The sequence below is a fragment of the Streptomyces sp. HUAS YS2 genome (assembly GCF_033343995.1).
Lineage (GTDB): Bacteria > Actinomycetota > Actinomycetes > Streptomycetales > Streptomycetaceae > Streptomyces > Streptomyces solicathayae.
Window position 1 is genome coordinate 5,373,962 of the sequence record NZ_CP137573.1, and the last position, 17,249, is coordinate 5,391,210.

At 73.0% G+C, this 17,249-nt stretch carries 15 protein-coding genes; 11 read left to right on the forward strand and 4 right to left on the reverse strand.

The annotated features are described in order from the left end of the window. The first annotated feature begins 96 nt into the window (after positions 1-96). From R2D22_RS24815 to R2D22_RS24845, 7 genes are all read left to right on the forward strand, one after another. Positions 97-867: a hypothetical protein gene (locus R2D22_RS24815; RefSeq protein WP_318106873.1), complete on the forward strand. Its 771-nt coding sequence runs from the start codon at positions 97-99 to the stop codon at positions 865-867. A gap of 145 nt (positions 868-1,012) precedes the next feature. Continuing rightward, a complete protein-coding gene (locus R2D22_RS24820) occupies positions 1,013-1,858 on the forward strand; it encodes a DegV family protein (RefSeq protein ID WP_318106874.1) in 846 nt (281 codons plus the stop codon). A 321-nt stretch (positions 1,859-2,179) separates the two neighbouring features. Continuing rightward, on the forward strand, positions 2,180-3,085 hold the full coding sequence (locus R2D22_RS24825; RefSeq protein ID WP_318106875.1) for a ComEA family DNA-binding protein: 906 nt from the start codon (positions 2,180-2,182) through the stop codon (positions 3,083-3,085). 194 nt (positions 3,086-3,279) lie between these two features. Next, a complete protein-coding gene (locus R2D22_RS24830; RefSeq protein WP_318109967.1) occupies positions 3,280-5,589 on the forward strand; it encodes a ComEC/Rec2 family competence protein in 2,310 nt (769 codons plus the stop codon). Between the two features lie 56 nt (positions 5,590-5,645). Continuing rightward, on the forward strand, positions 5,646-6,308 hold the full coding sequence (locus R2D22_RS24835; protein ID WP_318106876.1) for a winged helix-turn-helix domain-containing protein: 663 nt from the start codon (positions 5,646-5,648) through the stop codon (positions 6,306-6,308). Continuing rightward, positions 6,305-7,567, forward strand: a complete 1,263-nt coding sequence (locus R2D22_RS24840; RefSeq protein WP_318106877.1) for an MFS transporter — start codon at positions 6,305-6,307, stop codon at positions 7,565-7,567. The genes R2D22_RS24835 and R2D22_RS24840 overlap by 4 nt, the downstream gene beginning before the upstream one ends. Positions 7,568-7,620: 53 nt before the next feature. Further along, positions 7,621-8,163: a GNAT family N-acetyltransferase gene (locus tag R2D22_RS24845; RefSeq protein ID WP_318106878.1), complete on the forward strand. Its 543-nt coding sequence runs from the start codon at positions 7,621-7,623 to the stop codon at positions 8,161-8,163. A 58-nt stretch (positions 8,164-8,221) separates the two neighbouring features. On the opposite strand, the gene R2D22_RS24850 is transcribed toward R2D22_RS24845, so the two are convergent. Continuing rightward, positions 8,222-8,467: a hypothetical protein gene (locus R2D22_RS24850; RefSeq protein WP_318106879.1), complete on the reverse strand. Its 246-nt coding sequence runs from the start codon at positions 8,465-8,467 to the stop codon at positions 8,222-8,224. Positions 8,468-8,538: 71 nt separating this feature from the next. On the opposite strand from R2D22_RS24850, the gene holA reads away from it, so the two are divergent. After that, positions 8,539-9,525 (forward strand): DNA polymerase III subunit delta, encoded by a 987-nt coding sequence (gene holA, locus R2D22_RS24855; RefSeq protein WP_318106880.1) that lies wholly within the window; start codon positions 8,539-8,541, stop codon positions 9,523-9,525. Between the two features lie 212 nt (positions 9,526-9,737). Here the strand turns inward: holA and rpsT are convergent, their stop codons facing one another. Beyond that, positions 9,738-10,004: a 30S ribosomal protein S20 gene (gene rpsT / locus R2D22_RS24860; RefSeq protein WP_318106881.1), complete on the reverse strand. Its 267-nt coding sequence runs from the start codon at positions 10,002-10,004 to the stop codon at positions 9,738-9,740. A 182-nt stretch (positions 10,005-10,186) separates the two neighbouring features. Here rpsT and lepA point away from each other — a divergent pair, with 182 nt between their 5' ends. The 3 genes from lepA to hemW all read left to right on the forward strand — a co-directional run bounded on the left by lepA (position 10,187) and on the right by hemW (position 15,479). Next, positions 10,187-12,058, forward strand: a complete 1,872-nt coding sequence (lepA, locus tag R2D22_RS24865) for a translation elongation factor 4 (protein WP_318106882.1) — start codon at positions 10,187-10,189, stop codon at positions 12,056-12,058. 224 nt (positions 12,059-12,282) lie between these two features. Beyond that, a complete protein-coding gene (locus tag R2D22_RS24870; RefSeq protein ID WP_318106883.1) occupies positions 12,283-14,175 on the forward strand; it encodes an AMP-dependent synthetase/ligase in 1,893 nt (630 codons plus the stop codon). Between the two features lie 71 nt (positions 14,176-14,246). Continuing rightward, positions 14,247-15,479, forward strand: coding sequence for a radical SAM family heme chaperone HemW (hemW, locus tag R2D22_RS24875; protein WP_318106884.1), 1,233 nt, complete (start codon positions 14,247-14,249; stop codon positions 15,477-15,479). A 91-nt stretch (positions 15,480-15,570) separates the two neighbouring features. Here hemW and R2D22_RS24880 read toward each other — a convergent pair whose 3' ends face one another. Both R2D22_RS24880 and R2D22_RS24885 read right to left on the reverse strand, forming a co-directional pair. After that, positions 15,571-16,386, reverse strand: a complete 816-nt coding sequence (locus R2D22_RS24880; protein WP_318106885.1) for a DUF3097 domain-containing protein — start codon at positions 16,384-16,386, stop codon at positions 15,571-15,573. Between the two features lie 121 nt (positions 16,387-16,507). Next, the gene (locus R2D22_RS24885) at positions 16,508-17,230 is read right to left on the reverse strand and encodes an MBL fold metallo-hydrolase (protein WP_318106886.1); all 723 of its coding nucleotides are present in this window, start codon (positions 17,228-17,230) and stop codon (positions 16,508-16,510) included. Positions 17,231-17,249 lie beyond the last annotated feature (19 nt).

Consider the following 17,249-nt stretch of genomic DNA (forward strand, 5'->3'; position numbering starts at 1 on the left):
TCCCCTACGGGCAGGTTGGGGGTTCCGATGGAACCCTCGGCCTGCCCGTTCCGTTTACCGTGGAAGAACGACAACAGCAGCTGGAGGGCGAGGTCCATGGCAACCGCGATCACGATCATGGCGTTGCTGCTCCTCGCCTTCGTGGCGCTGGGGGTGTACGCCACCGTGAGGGTCGCCAGGGCGGCCGCCCGCGGCGTCGACCGCACCATCGACCAGGCCAAGCGCACGGTCGAGGACACGGCGCTGCGCGCCCGCAGCTACGGACAGGGCGGGGTGGCGGGCGAGCTGGCGCAGCTGCGGCTCTCGCTGCGCACGTCGATGCGTGCGACGCAGGCCGCGCTGGAGCACGGCGCGGTGGAGGACGCCTCGCTGCGCGAGTCCCTCGACCTGTTCAAGCGGCTGAGCACGCACGGGCGCGAGCTGGACGAGGACCTCAAGCGCCTGGAGCGCGAGCCCGACCGGGCCGGGGTGGCGGCGCAGCTGCCGGGCCTACGGGAGCGGACCGAGCAGATCACCAAGTCCGCCGAGTCGCTGCGCTGGGCGGCCCGGGACCGCGCCCGCAAGTTCGCGGACGACGACCTGGCCTCGCTGAGCGCCGAGATCGACATGGAGGCCGGCGCGCTGCGGCACTGGTCCGACCCGGAACCGGAAGCCGAGCCGGTACCGGCATCGGGCACGGCTTCGTGGCCGAAGGCCGGTGCGGCGGCGCCGGAGGCCGAGCAGGGACAGACGTGGCCCGGCGAGGCGGAGCCCGCGGCCGAGCCCGGGGCGGACGAGCCGCAGCAGCCTCGCCAGCTCCCGGCGAGCGACCCGCGGCGCACGGCGTACCCGTGGGAGAAGTCGGCCCGCCCGGAGACCACGAACTGACCCTCGACGGCGGGCCGTTCCGGCCGGTGAGCCGGACGTGAGACGGACGTGAGCGGCGCTCGGGAGGGCGCTTCGGACGACGCGCGCGCGGACGGAGCGGGGGCCGGGCTGCCGTGGGGCGGCCCCGGCGGGTAACCTCCCGCTCATGTCCCGGCATGTCGCGATCGTCACCGATTCCACGGCCTACCTGCCACCCCAGGCGATGGAGCGGCACGGCATCACAGCGGTCCCCCTGACCGTCGTCATCGGCGACCAGGCCCTCGAGGAGGGCACCGAGGTCTCGGCCCGCGTGCTCACCCAGGCGCTGCAGAAGCGGAAGCCGGTGACCACCTCGCGGCCGAGCCCCGAGGACTTCGCCGGTGCCTACCGGGCGGCGGCCGAGGCCGGCGCCACGGGGATCGTCTCGCTGCACCTGTCCGCGGAGGTCTCCGGCACGTACGACGCCGCGGTGCTCGCGGCGAAGGACGCGCCCGTGCCGGTCCGCGTGCTCGACACCGGGATGATGGGCATGGCGCTCGGGTTCTGCGCTCTGGCCGCGGCCGAGGTCGCGGAGGCGGGCGGCACGCTCGACGAGGCGGTGGCGGCGGCGGAGAAGCGGGCCGCCGGGACGTCCGCGTTCTTCTACGTCGACACCCTGGACTACCTGCGCCGGGGCGGCCGGATCGGGGCCGCGCAGGCGCTGCTCGGGTCGGCGCTCGCGGTGAAGCCGCTGCTCGAACTGGACGGCGGGCGCATCGAGCTGAGGGAGAAGGTGCGCACCGCGTCGAAGGCGATCGCGCGCCTGGAGGAGATCGCGGTCGAGCGCGCGGGCGGCAGCCCGGTGGACATCGCCGTGCACCATCTCGCCGCGCCCGAGCGGGCCGCCGCCTTGGCCGAGCGGCTGCGGGACCGGGTGCCCGGGGTGGCGGAACTACACGTCAGCGAGGTGGGCGCGGTCATCGGCGCGCACACCGGGCCGGGCCTGCTCGCGGTGGTCGTCTCGCCGCGCTAGCCGGCGTACTCACCCGCAAGGGTGGCGTGTTTTTCCACAACTCGCTGGTTTTCCACCGGAATCCGGGCTGCTCAGCGGGTTCGGACGGATGTGCCTACCGTCGACTTCATGGGACTTCGAGCGGATTCCTCGACAGCGGCAACGAACACGACCACATCTCCTTCGACGATCGGGACCCGGACCGGGGCCGGGGCCGCGACCGCGGCTCCGGTGCGGAGGGCGGGGGCGACGAGCGGGCCCGGCCGCGCGCCCGGATCGGACGGACGGGTGCGCCGGGGCGTCCGCGGCTCGCCCCCGGGGCGGGCGACGCGGCGCGCACACGTGCGAGGGCGGCACGCGGCGCTCGCGGGCGGGGGTGAGGCGCGGAGCCGGGGCGACGCGCTGTTCCGGGGGCTCGAGCCGGGTGCGCCCGACGACTGGGGCGAAGGGGAGGTCGTGGCGGCCCCGGAGCCGGACGCGCCGACGTGTCCGACGCCTGCGACGCCCCCGCTGTCCGCTGCGGTGCCCGGGCGGCTGGAGCGGCTCGGGGAGGCGCTGCGGGAGCGGCTGCCGGTGTGGGTGCGACTGCGCTGCGGGCTCGAGCCCCGGACGCTGGTGGCGCTGACGGTGGTGCTGGTGGTGGCCGCGGGCCTGGCCGGGCGGCACTTCCTGGCCGGGCGGCCCGAGCAGGTCCGGGTGCCCGAGGTGGTCCGTGCCGCACCGCCCGGGGCTGGCGCGTCGGGTGGAACGGGGCTGCCCGCTCCGGCGGGGGCGGACGGGAGCGCGTCGCCGACGGCTCGGCCGCCGGCCGTCGTGGTGGACGTGAGCGGCAAGGTGCGGCGGCCCGGGATCCTGAGTCTGCCGGCCGGCTCGCGGGTGGCCGACGCGCTGCGGGCGGCGGGCGGCGTACACCCCGGCACGGACGTCACCGGGATCAACCGCGCCCGGGTCCTGATGGACGGGGAGCAGGTGGTCGTCGGTGTTCCCGGAGCGGGCGGCGGACCCGTGGGCGGCCCCGCGCCGCCGGGCGGGGCGCCGGGCGGGGCCGGTGCGGGGGCGCCCGTCAGCCTCAACTCCGCGACGGTGGAACAACTGGACACGCTGCCCGGCGTCGGGCCGGTGCTCGCCCAGCACATCTTGAACTACCGCACGGAGCACGGCGGTTTCCGCTCCGTCGCCGAGCTGCGCGAGGTGAACGGAATCGGCGCACGCAGGTTCGCCGACCTCGAACCGCTGGTGCGGCCGTGAGCCGGCGGGACGTGGACGAGGGCGCGGCGGACGGGCTCTGCGACCGCGACGCACCGTGGCAGGAGGGCCCGGCCGATCTCCGGCTGGTGGCACCGGCGCTGGCCGCCTGGGCGGCCGCCGCCCTCGCCCTGGGAGCGGCCGGAGGGTGGGTCGCGGCAGCGGTGGGGGTCTGTGTGGCGGGGGCCGCGCTGCTCATGGCCGTGGTGCGCGTACGCGCGTCACGCTGCCGTCCCGTACCGGGGCTGCGGGCGACGGCCTGTGCGGCGGTGCTGCTCTGCGCGGCCGCCGGTGCGGCCTCGGCGGGGTTGCACGCCGCGGATCTGCGACGCGGCCCGCTGCCCGGCCTGGCCGGGGAGCACGGCCGCCTGACCGCGGAGGTGACGGTGACCTCCGATCCCCGCCGGACGCGGCCGGTGGTCCGCGGCGACCGGGCGGCTCCGGCGGCGGTGGTCCTCGACGGCGAGGCAATCGAGGTGACGGCGCACGGCCGCGGCGAGGGGCTGGGGAGCGGATCGGCGGTCAGAACGAGGACGCCCGTGCTCGTCGTCGTACGGGCCGGGGCGGCCGACCGGGAGTGGCTGCGGCTGTTGCCGTCGACCCGGGTACGGATGACCGCGCGGGCGGCGCCGCCGATGCGGCAGGGAGATCCGTACGCGGCGATGCTGCGGGTCGACGACAGCGGGCCGCCGCGCGTCACCGGACCGCCCGGCGCGGCCCAGCGCCTGGCCGGGGAGCTGCGGGCGGGGTTGCGGCGCGCGACCGACGGGCTCGACGCGGACGCGCGGGCGTTGCTGCCCGGGCTCGTCGTGGGGGACACCTCCCGTGTCCCGCCCGACCTGCGCGACGCCTTCGAGGCCACCGACCTGACGCACCTCCTCGCCGTGTCCGGAAGCAACCTCACAATCATCCTGCTGCTGCTCATCGGGCAGCCGGGCCGGGCCCTGCGAGCCGAACGCGGCGGCCTGGCTCCCCGGATCGGGCTGTCGCTGCGGGCCACCGCGGCGGCCGGCGGGGCGCTCACGCTCGCCTTCGTGGTCGTGTGCCGGCCCGACCCGAGCGTGCTGCGGGCAGCGGCCTGCGGACTGGTCACGCTGCTCGCGATCGGGACGGGCCGGCGGCGGACGCTGATCCCGGCGCTGGCCGCGGCCGTGCTGGCACTGGTGCTCTACGACCCCTGGCTGGCCAGGAGTTACGGGTTCCTGCTCTCCGTCCTGGCGACGGGCGCGCTGCTCACCGTCGCACCGGGCTGGGGCGCCGCGCTGCGGAGACGCGGGGTGCCCGGCCGGATCGCCGAGGCGCTGGGCGCGGCACTGGCGGCGCAGGCGGTGTGCGCCCCGGTCGTGGCGGTGTTCGCCGCGCGGGTCAGCCTGGTGGCGGTGCCGTGCAATCTGCTCGCCGAGGCGGCGGTGGCACCGGCGACGGTCCTCGGGTTCGCGGCGCTGGGGCTGGCGCCGGTGGCGCTGCCCGTCGCCGAGGTCGTGGCCCGGGTCGCCGGGTGGCCGGCGGGGTGGATCGCGGGGGTCGCGCGGACCGGGGCGGAGCTGCCGGGCGCGGAGACGGGCTGGCCCGGCGGGTGGACCGGTGGGCTGGTCCTGGCCGTGGCATCCGGGTTCGTGGTCGCGGCGGTGCGGTGGGTGCCGTACCGGCGGTGGTGGGCGACCGGATGCGTTCTGCTGCTGGCGCTCGCGGTCGTGCGGCCGCCGCCGCTGGCCCGGCTGGTCTCCGGATGGCCGCCGCCGGACTGGGAGTTCGTGATGTGCCAGGTGGGACAGGGCGACGCGACCGTGCTGGCGGCGGGCGGGGACGCGGCGGTCGTGGTGGACGCGGGACCCGACCCGGTGCCGGTGGACCGTTGTCTGCGCGAGCTGGGGGTGCGCCGGGTGGCGCTGCTGGTGCTCACGCACTTCCACGCGGACCACGTGGCGGGGCTGCCGGGGGTGCTGCGGGGCCGTTCGGTCGGGGCGATCCAGGTGACCGGTCTCGAAGAGCCGCCCGGGCAGGCGGCGTTCGTGCGGCGGACCGCGCTGGCCGCGGGGGTGCCGGTGGTCCGGGCGATGCCGGGGGAGCGACGGCGGGTCGGACGACTGGAGTGGGAGGTGCTGTGGACGGGCGCGGGACCGGGCGGCAGCGGAGGGGGCGTCATGGACGGGCCGAACGACGCGAGTGTGACGCTGCGGGCGCGGACCGCCGGCGGGCTGACGCTGCTGTTGCTCGGGGACCTCGAACCTCCGGCGCAGCGGGGGCTGTTGCGGGCACATCCGGAGCTCGGGCCGGTGGACGTGCTCAAGGTCGCCCACCACGGGTCCGCCCACCAGGACCCGGAGCTGATACGCGCGGTCCGGCCGAGGCTCGCCCTGGTGTCGGTCGGCGCGGACAACACGTACGGGCATCCCTCGCCCCGGACGGTCGGGGCACTGCGGGACGGCGGGGCACATGTGCTGCGGACGGACCGGGACGGGGCGATCGCGGTGGCGGGCGGGATACGGGTGTGGAGGTCCTTGTAGGGAAGTTGCTCAGAGGGTGCTTGTAAAGGAGTCTTTCTAAAGATAGCTTTACATGCATGACGCCGAGCGCCGAACCACCCTCGGGCGACGAGACGCCCCGCAGTGTCCGGCTCACCGACCCCCGGGCCCTGCGGGCGTACGCCCACCCGACCCGGATGGCGCTGGTCGGCCTGCTGCGTCGCAGCGGCCCGTTCACCGCGACGCGGGCGGCCGAGCTGACCGGGGAGTCCGTCGCCAGCTGCTCGTACCACCTGCGGATACTCGCCAAGTACGGGCTCGTCGAGGAGGCCCCCGGCGGGCGGGGGCGGGAGAAGCCCTGGCGGGCCACGGCCCGGTTCACCCACTGGCCGGACCACAGCGAGGACTCGGGGGTCGCCCAGGCGGCCGACTCGCTGACCGTCGCGGTCGCCGAGCACTACTTCAAGCGGCTGACGCGGGCCATGGAGAGGCGGCATCAGCTGCCGCGGGAGTGGCGGGAGGCCGAGCAGTTCGGCGACAGCCTGGTCTACCTCACCCCCGAGGAGCTGACCGAACTCGGCGAGCGGATGCGCGAGTTGCTGCGTCCCTACGAAGAGCGAGACACCGACCCGGGCGGGCGGCCGGAGGGGGCCCGAGCCGTCAGCGTGCTGCGGATCGCCTTCCTGGACCGCGAGATCCCGGAAGAGGTCCCCGAGGTCCGCGAGGTCCCCGAGGCATCCAAGAAGGAGGGCGACGAGTGAGCATCGTCGAGCGCATACCGGACCTGCTGCGCGAGCGGACGTTCCGGAGGTACTGGACCGGACAGACGGTCTCCCTCGCCGGCGACCAGATCACGCTCATCGCGATCCCGCTCGCCGCCGTGCTCGTCCTCGGCGCCGGTGCGGCCGAGATGAGCTGGCTCACGACGGCCGGACTGCTCCCGTCGCTCCTGCTCAACCTCCCCCTGGGAGCATGGGCGGACCGGCAGGCACGGCGTCGCCGCGCCATGATCGCCGCCGACCTGGCCCGGGCGGTGCTGCTGCTCACGCTGCCCGTGGCGTATCTGCTCGACGTGCTCAGCCTCTGGCAGCTGTACGCGGTGACCTTCGGCGTCGGCGCGCTGAGCGTGCTCTTCGACGCCTGCAACGCCACGCTGTTCGCGGCGCTCGTTCCCACCGAGCGCTATGTGCAGGCGAACTCCCTGGTCAACGGCAGCCGCTCGGCGGCCTGGCTCGCCGGGCCGAGCGCGGGCGGTCTGCTCGTCCAGTTCCTCACCGCCCCCGTCGCGCTGGTCGCGGACGCCTTCACGTACCTGATCTCGGCCGGGTACCTGGCCCGGATCGCGCCCGCCGAGCCCGCACCCGCCCCGGTCGACAAGGGCCACTTCACCGAGGGTCTGCGCTGGGTCGTCCGTGACCGGTCGATGCGGGCCATGTTCGCGGCCGCGGGGACCGTCCAGTTCTTCAACTACATGTTCCACACCCTGTTCGTGCTCTACGCGACGACGGAACGGGGCCTGAGCGCCGGCGTCCTCGGCCTGGTGCTCGGCGCGGGCGCGGTCGGCGGACTGATCGGCGCGATGTGCTCCGGAGCGGTCGTACGGCGCTTCGGCATCGGGCCGTCCATCGTCCTCGGCTTCGTCGGCTTCACGCTGCCGCTGGTGCTGATCCCGCTCGCCGAGGGCCCGACGCCCCTGGTCGTCGCGGTGTTCTTCGCCGCCGAGTTCCTTTCCTGCCTCGGCGTGATGCTGGTCGACATCTCCAGCGGCTCCCTGCAGATGGCGCTGATACCCGACGCGGTCCGGTCCCGCGTCATGGGCGCCTTCCGCACCCTCAACCACGGCTTCCGCCCCCTCGGGGCGCTCGCCGCCGGTTTCCTCGGCACCGCGGTCGGACTGCGCCCGACGCTCTGGATCGCCACGGTCGGCGCCGTGTTCGCCGTGCTGTGGCTCCTCCCGTCGCCCGTTCCCGGAACTCGCGAACTGCCCAAGGGCGTTGAGGAGGAGCCCGTCGCGGCCTAGCCGCCCGCCTTATTGGTTTGCGGACGGCGTACCGGGCCGGATAGGAAGCTCGCATGCTGAGAGGTGGCAAGGTCGGGCTCAGGGCCCGGCACGAGGACGACATCCCGATCCTGCGGACCGAGCTCTTCGACGACGTGGTCAACGCCGCGCGGGCCGAGGGCGGGCCCTGGCGGCCGATCACGCCCGGTACGAAGGATCCGCGGCTCTTCACCGACGACACCAAGGAGGGGCACGTCCCCTTCTCGGTGGTGGAGTCGGAGGGCGGCACGCTGATCGGCAGCGCGACGCTGTGGGGCATCGACACCCACAACCGGTCCGCGCACATCGGCCTCGGACTGCTGCCGTCCGCCCGCGGCAAGGGCTACGGCACCGACGTCGTCTCGGCGCTGTGCTACTACGGCTTCGCCGTGCGCAGCCTGCACCGGCTGCAGATCGAGACGCTGGCGGACAACCACGCCATGCTGCGCTCCGCCGAGCGCAACGGCTTCGTCCGCGAGGGCGTACTGCGCTCCTCGGCCTGGGTGTTGGGCGAGTTCCTCGACGAGGTGCTGCTCGGGCTGCTCGTCGAGGACTGGAAGCCGGACGCGAAGAGGTAGGCGGCCGTAACGCCTCGGGGCTGACTCTTCGAGAGGGGCTGAGGGACGCGGAGCGGGGCTACGGGGCCTCCAGCCAGCCTTCGTACTCGGCGGCGAACGCGTCCAGGGCGGTCGGGTCGAGGCGGGACTCCGGGTCCTCCACGACGACCAGCCACTGCGCGTCCTCGGCGTCGTCCTCGCCGGCCAGGGCGTCGCGGACGAGCTGCGGTTCCTCGGCGACGCCGAAACGGTCCGCGAGCTCCTCGGCGGCCTCCTCCGCGGCATCGCGGTCGGGGAGTACCAGTACGTGTCTCACATCGCTCACGTGCACATTCTCCGGTATCGCCGTTCCGGCGCCGAAGGGAGTGTCCGTGCCGCGTGGGATGCTGGACGGCGATGGCAACCAGGAAGACTTCGACCGACGACCTCCTCGCCCCGATCACGCTCGCCGTGGGTCAGGAGGAGCTGCTGCTCGACCGTGCCGTGCGGGAGGTGGTGGCCGCCGCCCGGGCGGCCGACGCCGACACGGACGTACGGGACCTCAACGCGGACCAGCTGCAGCCCGGCACGCTGGCGGAGCTGACCAGCCCGTCGCTCTTCGCGGAGCGGAAGGTGCTGGTCGTGCGGAACGCGCAGGACCTCTCCGCGGACACGATCAAGGACGTCAAGGGGTACTTCGACGCGCCCCTGGAGGAGATCACGCTGGTGCTGCTGCACGCCGGCGGGGCCAAGGGCAAGGGCCTGCTCGACGCGGCGCGCAAGGCGGGGGCGCGGGAGGTCGCCTGCCCGAAGACGACGAAGCCGGCGGAGCGGCTGACGTTCGTCCGGCAGGAGTTCCGGGCCCTCGGGCGGTCGGCGACGCCGGAGGCGTGCCAGACGCTGGTGGACGCGATCGGCAGCGATCTGCGGGAGCTGGCGTCGGCGGTGTCGCAGCTGACGGCGGACGTCGAGGGAACGATCGACGAGGCGGTCGTCGGCCGCTACTACACGGGCCGCGCGGAGGCGTCGTCGTTCACCGTCGCGGACCGCGCGGTGGAGGGCCGGGCGGCCGAGGCGCTGGAGGCGCTGCGGTGGTCGCTGTCGACCGGCGTCGCGCCCGTACTGATCACCAGCGCGCTCGCGCAGGGCGTACGGGCGATCGGCAAGCTGTCGTCGGCGCGGGGCGGGCGGCCGGCGGACCTCGCGCGGGAGCTGGGGATGCCGCCGTGGAAGATCGACCGGGTCCGGCAGCAGATGCGCGGCTGGACGCCGGACGGCGTCGCGGTCGCGCTGCGCGCGGTCGCGGAGGCGGACGCCGGCGTGAAGGGCGGCGGCGACGACCCGGAGTACGCGCTCGAGAAGGCCGTCGTGGCGGTGGCCCGAGCCGCCCGCATGCGGCGCTAGCCCCAGAGGACCCGCGGACCCGCAGACCCGGATGACCCCCGCCGACGGCGAAGGCCCCGTTCCTGCCCTGGGGAAGGGTGGGAGCGGGGCCTTCGACGTGGTGCTGGGTGGCTCGCACACGCGTGGCGAACGCGTCTCGCGTGCGAGGCCGGGGGCCGGTCAGGAGCGGGTGAGAGGGACCGCTGAGTCCTTTCCGGCGGTTACATCAGAGCTCAGCCCTGGAGGGTGGCAACCTTGGTGGCCAGCGCCGACTTCTTGTTGGCGGCGGCGTTCTTGTGGATGACACCCTTCGAGACAGCCTTGTCGAGCTGACGGGACGCCTCGCGAGCGGCCACAGTGGCCTTCTCGACGTCGCCGGCGGCAGCGGCCTCGCGGGCCTTGCGGATCGCGGTCTTGAGCGAGGACTTGACGGCCTTGTTGCGCAGGCGCGCCTTCTCGTTCGTCTTGTTCCGCTTGATCTGGGACTTGATGTTCGCCACTGGAAGAGCCTTTACAGGTTCGATGTTTCCTCAGGATGTGCTCGCAGCTGAGAGGGCATACGAAACACAGCTGTCCACGGTATCAGGACGCCCCACGGCCGCCCAAACCGAGCGCAGCACCGCAGTCATGGGACGATGGAGCCTACGTATCGATCCGACATCGCCCCGAGACGAGACCCTGCGTGCCCGCGACTCCTACCAACGTGCCCGAGCCGAGCCGTACCGACCCGGCTCTGATCCGCAATTTCTGCATCATCGCGCACATCGACCACGGCAAGTCCACGCTTGCCGACCGGATGCTCCAGCTGACCGGTGTGGTCGACCAGCGGCAGATGCGCGCCCAGTATCTCGACCGGATGGACATCGAGCGTGAGCGCGGCATCACGATCAAGTCCCAGGCGGTCCGGCTGCCCTGGGCGCCCACCGAGGGCGAGGGGCAGGGCAACACCCACATCCTCAACATGATCGACACCCCCGGGCACGTCGACTTCACGTACGAGGTCTCGCGGTCCCTGGCGGCCTGCGAGGGCACCATCCTGCTCGTGGACGCGGCCCAGGGCATCGAGGCGCAGACGCTGGCGAACCTGTACCTGGCGATGGAGAACGACCTCACGATCGTTCCCGTGCTGAACAAGATCGACCTGCCGGCCGCCCAGCCGGAGAAGTTCTCCGAGGAGCTGGCGAACCTCATCGGCTGCCAGCCGGAGGACGTGCTGAAGGTCTCCGCCAAGACCGGCCTCGGCGTCGAGGCGCTGCTCGACCGCGTCGTCCGCGACGTCCCCGCGCCGGTCGGCGTCGCCGACGCCCCCGCCCGCGCGATGATCTTCGACTCCGTCTACGACTCGTACCGCGGCGTCGTGACGTACGTCCGTGTCGTCGACGGCCAGCTCAACAAGCGCGAGCGCATCAAGATGATGTCGACCGGCGCCACCCACGAGCTGCTCGAGATCGGCACCAACTCGCCCGAGATGCTGCCGGCCGACGGCCTCGGCGTCGGCGAGGTGGGCTACCTGATCACCGGTGTGAAGGACGTCCGGCAGTCCAAGGTCGGCGACACGATCACCAGCCTGACCAAGGGCGCCACGGAGGCCCTCGGCGGCTACAAGGACCCCAAGCCGATGGTGTTCTCCGGGCTCTACCCGCTCGACGGCTCGGACTACCCCGAGCTGCGCGACGCCCTGGACAAGCTGCAGCTCAACGACGCCGCGCTGGTCTACGAGCCGGAGACGTCCGCGGCCCTCGGCTTCGGCTTCCGCGTCGGCTTCCTGGGCCTGCTCCACCTGGACGTGATCCGGGAGCGGCTGGAGCGCGAGTTCGGCCTCGACCTCATCGCCACCGCCCCGAACGTGGTCTACCGCGTGGTGATGGAGGACGGTTCCGAGCACACCGTCACCAACCCGAGCGAGTTCCCCGAGGGCAAGATCAACGACGTGTACGAGCCCGTCGTACGCGCCACGATCCTCGCCCCCAGCGAGTTCATCGGCTCGATCATGGAGCTCTGCCAGACCCGCCGAGGCACCCTCCTCGGCATGGACTACCTCTCCGAGGACCGGGTGGAGATCCGCTACACCCTCCCCCTCGCCGAGATCGTCTTCGACTTCTTCGACCAGCTGAAGTCCAAGACCCGTGGTTACGCCTCGCTCGACTACGAGCCCACCGGCGAGCAGGCGTCCAGCCTGGTCAAGGTCGACATCCTGCTGCACGGCGACAAGGTGGACGCCTTCTCGGCGATCACCCACAAGGACGCGGCGTACGCGTACGGCGTCCGGCTCGTCGCCAAGCTGCGCGAGCTGATCCCGCGGCAGGCCTTCGAGGTGCCGATCCAGGCCGCCATCGGCTCCCGGGTGATCGCCCGCGAGACCATCCGCGCCATCCGCAAGGACGTCCTCGCCAAGTGCTACGGCGGTGACATCTCCCGTAAGCGGAAGCTGCTGGAGAAGCAGAAGGAAGGCAAGAAGCGGATGAAGATGGTCGGCTCGGTCGAGGTCCCGCAGGAGGCGTTCATCGCCGTCCTGTCGAGCGACGACTCGGCCGGCGGCAAGGCCAAGAAGTAACCCGGGGAGCGCCCCGGTAGGTGTCCGCCGGATAGCCGATGCCTCGATCGAACGGGCTCCCGCGTCACCGCGCGGGGGCCCGTTCGTTATGAACCGGGTATGAAGCGGCGGGCCGCAGGCTCTTACGCAGCGGTCTTCGGCCAACTACTCTGATCCCGGCTCGTAGGTTACTCGCCAGTTAAATACGCACCACCTGAAGGCACCGCCGCCGCCCGGAGGACGTCGTGAGCGACACACAGACCCTGATCGAGAACCGGCCGCCCTCCGTGGCAGCCCTCTTCCTTGAGCGCGTCGCGCAGACTCCCGATGCGGAGGCCTACCGCTACCCCGTACCAGCTACTTCCGGCCAGGGCGCGGACGAGTGGAAGTCGCTCAGCTGGGGTCAGGCCGCCGAGCGGGTGTATGCGATCGCCGCCGGCCTGATCGATCTCGGCGTCAACCCGGAGGAGCGCGTCGCGCTCGCCTCCGCCACCCGGGTGGAGTGGATCCTCGCCGACCTGGGCGTGATGTGCGCGGGCGCCGCCACGACCACGATCTACCCGCAGACCAACGCGGAGGAGTCGGCGTTCATCCTGTCCGACTCCGCGTCGCGGGTGCTGATCGCCGAGAACGCCGCCCAGCTGGCCAAGGCCCGCGAGCGCCGCTCCGAGCTGCCCGACCTGCACCACGTCGTCGTCCTCGACGCCGAGGGCATCGAGGAGGGCGCCGAGGGCGATCCGGAGGGCTGGGTCCTCACCCTGGCCGACCTGGAGGTCCGCGGAGCGGCGTACCTGGAGAAGCACCCGGAGGCGGTCAAGGAGCGCGTCTCGGCCATCACCGCCGACCAGCTCGCCACCCTGATCTACACCTCGGGTACGACGGGCCGTCCCAAGGGCGTCCGCCTTCCGCACGACAACTGGTCGTACATGGCCAAGGCCATCGCCGCGACGGGCCTCGTCACCCAGGACGACGTCCAGTACCTGTGGCTGCCGCTCGCGCACGTCTTCGGCAAGGTGCTGACCTCCGGCCAGATCGAGGTCGGCCACGTCACCGCCGTCGACGGCCGCATCGACAAGATCATCGTGAACCTGCCGGTGGTCCAGCCGACCTACATGGCGGCCGTCCCGCGCATCTTCGAGAAGGTCTACAACGGCGTCGCCGCCAAGGCCCGCGAGGGCGGCGGGGCCAAGTACAAGATCTTCCAGTGGGCGGCCGGAGTGGCCCGCGAGTACGCCAAGGTCACCCAGGACAACTTCCGCCGCACCGGCACCGCCTCCGCGCCCTTCGGTCTCACCGCCAAGCACAAGGTGGCCGACGCGCTGGTCTACTCGAAGCTCCGCGAGGCCTTCGGCGGCCGGCTGCGCGCCGCCGTCTCCGGCTCGGTCGCCCTCGCGCCCGAGATCGGCTACTTCTTCTCCGGCGCCGGCATCCACATCCTGGAGGGCTACGGCCTCACCGAGTCGAGCGCCGCCAGCTTCGTCAACCCGGGCGAGGCGTACCGCACCGGCACCGTCGGCAAGCCGCTGCCCGGCACCGAGGTCCGCATCGCCGACGACGGCGAGATCCTGCTGCGCGGCCCCGGCATCATGGAGGGCTACCACGGCCTGCCGGAGAAGACCGCCGAGGTCCTGGAGGCGGACGGCTGGTTCCACACCGGCGACATCGGCGAGCTGTCCGCCGACGGCTACCTGCGGATCACCGACCGCAAGAAGGACCTGTTCAAGACCTCGGGCGGCAAGTACATCGCGCCGACCGAGATCGAGGGCAACTTCAAGGCCGTCTGCCCGTTCGTCTCCAACATCGTCGTCCTCGGCGCCGACCGGAACTACTGCAGCGCGCTCATCGCCCTCGACGAGCCCGCCATCCAGGGCTGGGCTGCCGAGAACGGCCTCGGCGGCAAGTCGTACGCGGAGGTCGTCGGCTCCCCGCAGGTCGAGGCGCTCATCCAGGGCTACGTCGAGCGGCTCAACGAGGGCCTCCAGCGCTGGCAGACGATCAAGAAGTTCCGCCTGCTCCCGCGCGACCTCGACGTCGAGCACGGCGAGCTCACGCCGAGCCTGAAGATGAAGCGCCCGGTCGTCGAGCGCACGTACCAGCACCTCATCGACGAGATGTACGCGGGCGCCCGGGAGGCATAGGGCCTCGACCCCGGGACCGGGGTTTTCCACAGGCCGGGGGGTCACCTCGGGCGGTACGGGACAATGGGCTCATGCCTTCCGTACTGCCCGATGGTGAGCCCATGCCCGAGGACGGGGCGCTGCCCGTGCACGCCCTGGAAGGGGCGGGGGAGCGGCCGCTCGGGTTCTATCTGCATGTGCCGTACTGCGCGACGCGGTGCGGCTACTGCGACTTCAACACGTACACCGCGAGCGAGCTGCGCGGGACCGGCGGCGTGCTCGCGTCCCGGGACAACTACGCCGAGCAGGTCGTCGAGGAGATCCGGCTCGCCCGGAAGGTGCTCGGGGACGACCCGCGGCCGGTGCGGACCGTCTTCGTCGGCGGCGGCACGCCCACGCTGCTCGCCGCCGGGGACCTCGTACGGATGCTGGCGGCGGTCCGGGACGAGTTCGGGCTCGCGGAGGACGCCGAGGTGACGACCGAGGCGAACCCGGAGTCCGTGGACCCCGCCTACCTCGCCGAGCTGCGGGACGGCGGGTTCAACCGGATCTCCTTCGGCATGCAGAGCGCCCGGCAGCACGTGCTCAAGGTCCTCGACCGGACGCACACGCCCGGCCGGCCAGAGGCGTGCGTCGGCGAGGCCCGGGCGGCGGGCTTCGAGCACGTCAACCTGGACCTGATCTACGGCACGCCCGGGGAGTCCGACGACGACTGGCGGGCCTCTCTGGACGCGGCGATCGGGGCGGGCCCGGACCATGTCAGCGCGTACGCGCTGATCGTCGAGGAGGGCACGCAGCTCGCCCGCCGGATCCGGCGCGGCGAGGTCCCGATGACGGACGACGACGTGCACGCGGACCGGTACCTGATCGCCGAGGACGTGCTGTCGAAGGCCGGTTTCGAGTGGTACGAGGTGTCCAACTGGGCCACCTCCGAGTCCGGCCGCTGCCTGCACAACGAGCTGTACTGGCGCGGCGCCGACTGGTGGGGCGCCGGTCCGGGCGCGCACAGCCACGTCGGCGGCGTGCGGTGGTGGAACGTGAAGCACCCGGGGGCGTACGCGGCGGCGCTGGCGGCCGGGAAGTCGCCCGGCGCCGGGCGGGAGCTGCTCGCCGACGAGGACCGGCGGGTGGAGCGGATCCTGCTGGAGCTGCGCCTGAAGGAGGGCGTGGAGCTGGACATCCTCCGCCCCGCGGGCCTCGAGTCGTCCCGCAGAGCGCTCGCGGACGGGCTGCTCGACCGGGAGGCGTACGAGACGGGGCGCGCCGTCCTGACGCTGCGCGGGCGGCTACTAGCCGACGCGGTGGTCAGGGACCTGGTGGACTGATCACCTGGTGGACGGGTCACCCCGGCGGGTGAATCGCCGGGGGCGGCCCGTGGGCGTCAGGCGGCTCGGGGCGTCGGGCGGCCCGTGGGCGTCATGCCGGGCCGCCGTCCGTGACGAAGTCGATCAACTCCTCGACGCGGCCCAGCAGCGACGGCTCCAGGTCCTTGTACGAGGTCACCCGCTTCAGGATGGCCTGCCAGACCGCCCCGGTGTTGTCCGAGGGCCAGCCCAGGGCCCGGCACACGCCCGTCTTCCAGTCCTGGCCGTACGGGACCCGCGGCCACTCCGGAATCCCCAGCGAGGACGGCTTCACCGCCTCCCAGACGTCGATGTACGGGTGGCCCACCACCAGGACGTCGTCACCCGTCACCGCCGCCGCCAGGCGGGACTCCTTCGAGCCCGGGACCAGGTGGTCGACGAGGACGCCGAGCCGCGCGTCCGGGCCGGGGGCGAATTCCGCGACGATCGCCGGCAGGTCGTCGATGCCCTCCAGGTACTCCACGACCACCCCCTCGATCCGCAGGTCGTCGCCCCAGACCTTCTCGACCAGCTCCGCGTCGTGCCGGCCCTCCACGTAGATCCGGCCCGCCCGCGCCACCCGGGCCCGCGCGCCCGGCACCGCGACCGACCCGGAGGCCGTACGGGTCGGGTGTGCCGTCGTCGGCGACGACGGACGCACCAGCGTGACGACCCTGCCCTCCAGGAGGAAGCCGCGGGGCTCCAGCGGGAACACGCGGTGCTTGCCGAAGCGGTCCTCCAGCGTGACCGTGCCCGCCTCGCAGCGGATCACCGCCCCGCAGAAGCCCGTCGAGACCTCCTCGACGACGAGGTCCGCCTCCGCCGGTACCTCCGGCACGGGAGCGGACCGCTTCCAAGGGGGCGTCAGATCTGGGTTGTAGCTACGCATCGGGTTGATTCCGTCCGAGCCTGCGATGAGGAGGGTTTCTGCCGGGGGTCCGGGGGTTGCCCCCGGGGAGCGCAGTCAAGGGGGCGTCAGATCTGGGTTGTAGGCACGCACTTGGGGGACGTTATGCCACCTCGAAGCGCCGTGCCAGCTCATCCCGCTGCCCGCGGACGAACGTCGCGTCCACCGCCGCGCCGTGGCCCGGTACGTACAGCGCGTCCTCGCCGCCCAGGGCGAGCAGCCGGTCCAGGGCGGCCGGCCAGCGGGCCGGGATGGCGTCCGGGCCCGCCTGCGGCTCGCCCGACTCCTCCACCAGGTCGCCGCAGAACACCACCTCCGGCGCGCCCGGGACCAGCACCGCCAGGTCGTGGCCCGTGTGGCCGGGGCCGACATTGGCCAGCAGCACCTGCCGGCCGCCCAGGTCCAGCGTCCACTCGCCCGACACCACGTGGTGCGGCACCACCAGCACGTCCGCCGCCTCCGCCGCCTCGTCCGCGTCGAGCCCCTGGCGCACCGCGTCCAGCCGCAGCGCCTCCCGCTCCCGGCCGCGCAGCAGCGTGTCGAGGCCGACCGCGCCGTACACCTCCACCCCGGAGAACGCCGCCGTGCCGAGTACGTGATCGAAATGCGGGTGCCCGAGTGCGATGTGCGTCACTTTTCGGCCGGTCATCGCCTGCACCTGCGCCCGCAGCTCCGCGCCCTCCCGGAGCGAGGATCCCGTGTCGTACAGAAGCACCGCCCGCTCGCCCAGAACGAGGCCCACAGTGGCGTCCCAGACCGGCAGCCGCCTCCGTCCGACCCCGTCCGCGAGCCGTTCCCACCCGTGCTCTTCCCAATCGACATCCATACCGTGACGCTATCGGTCG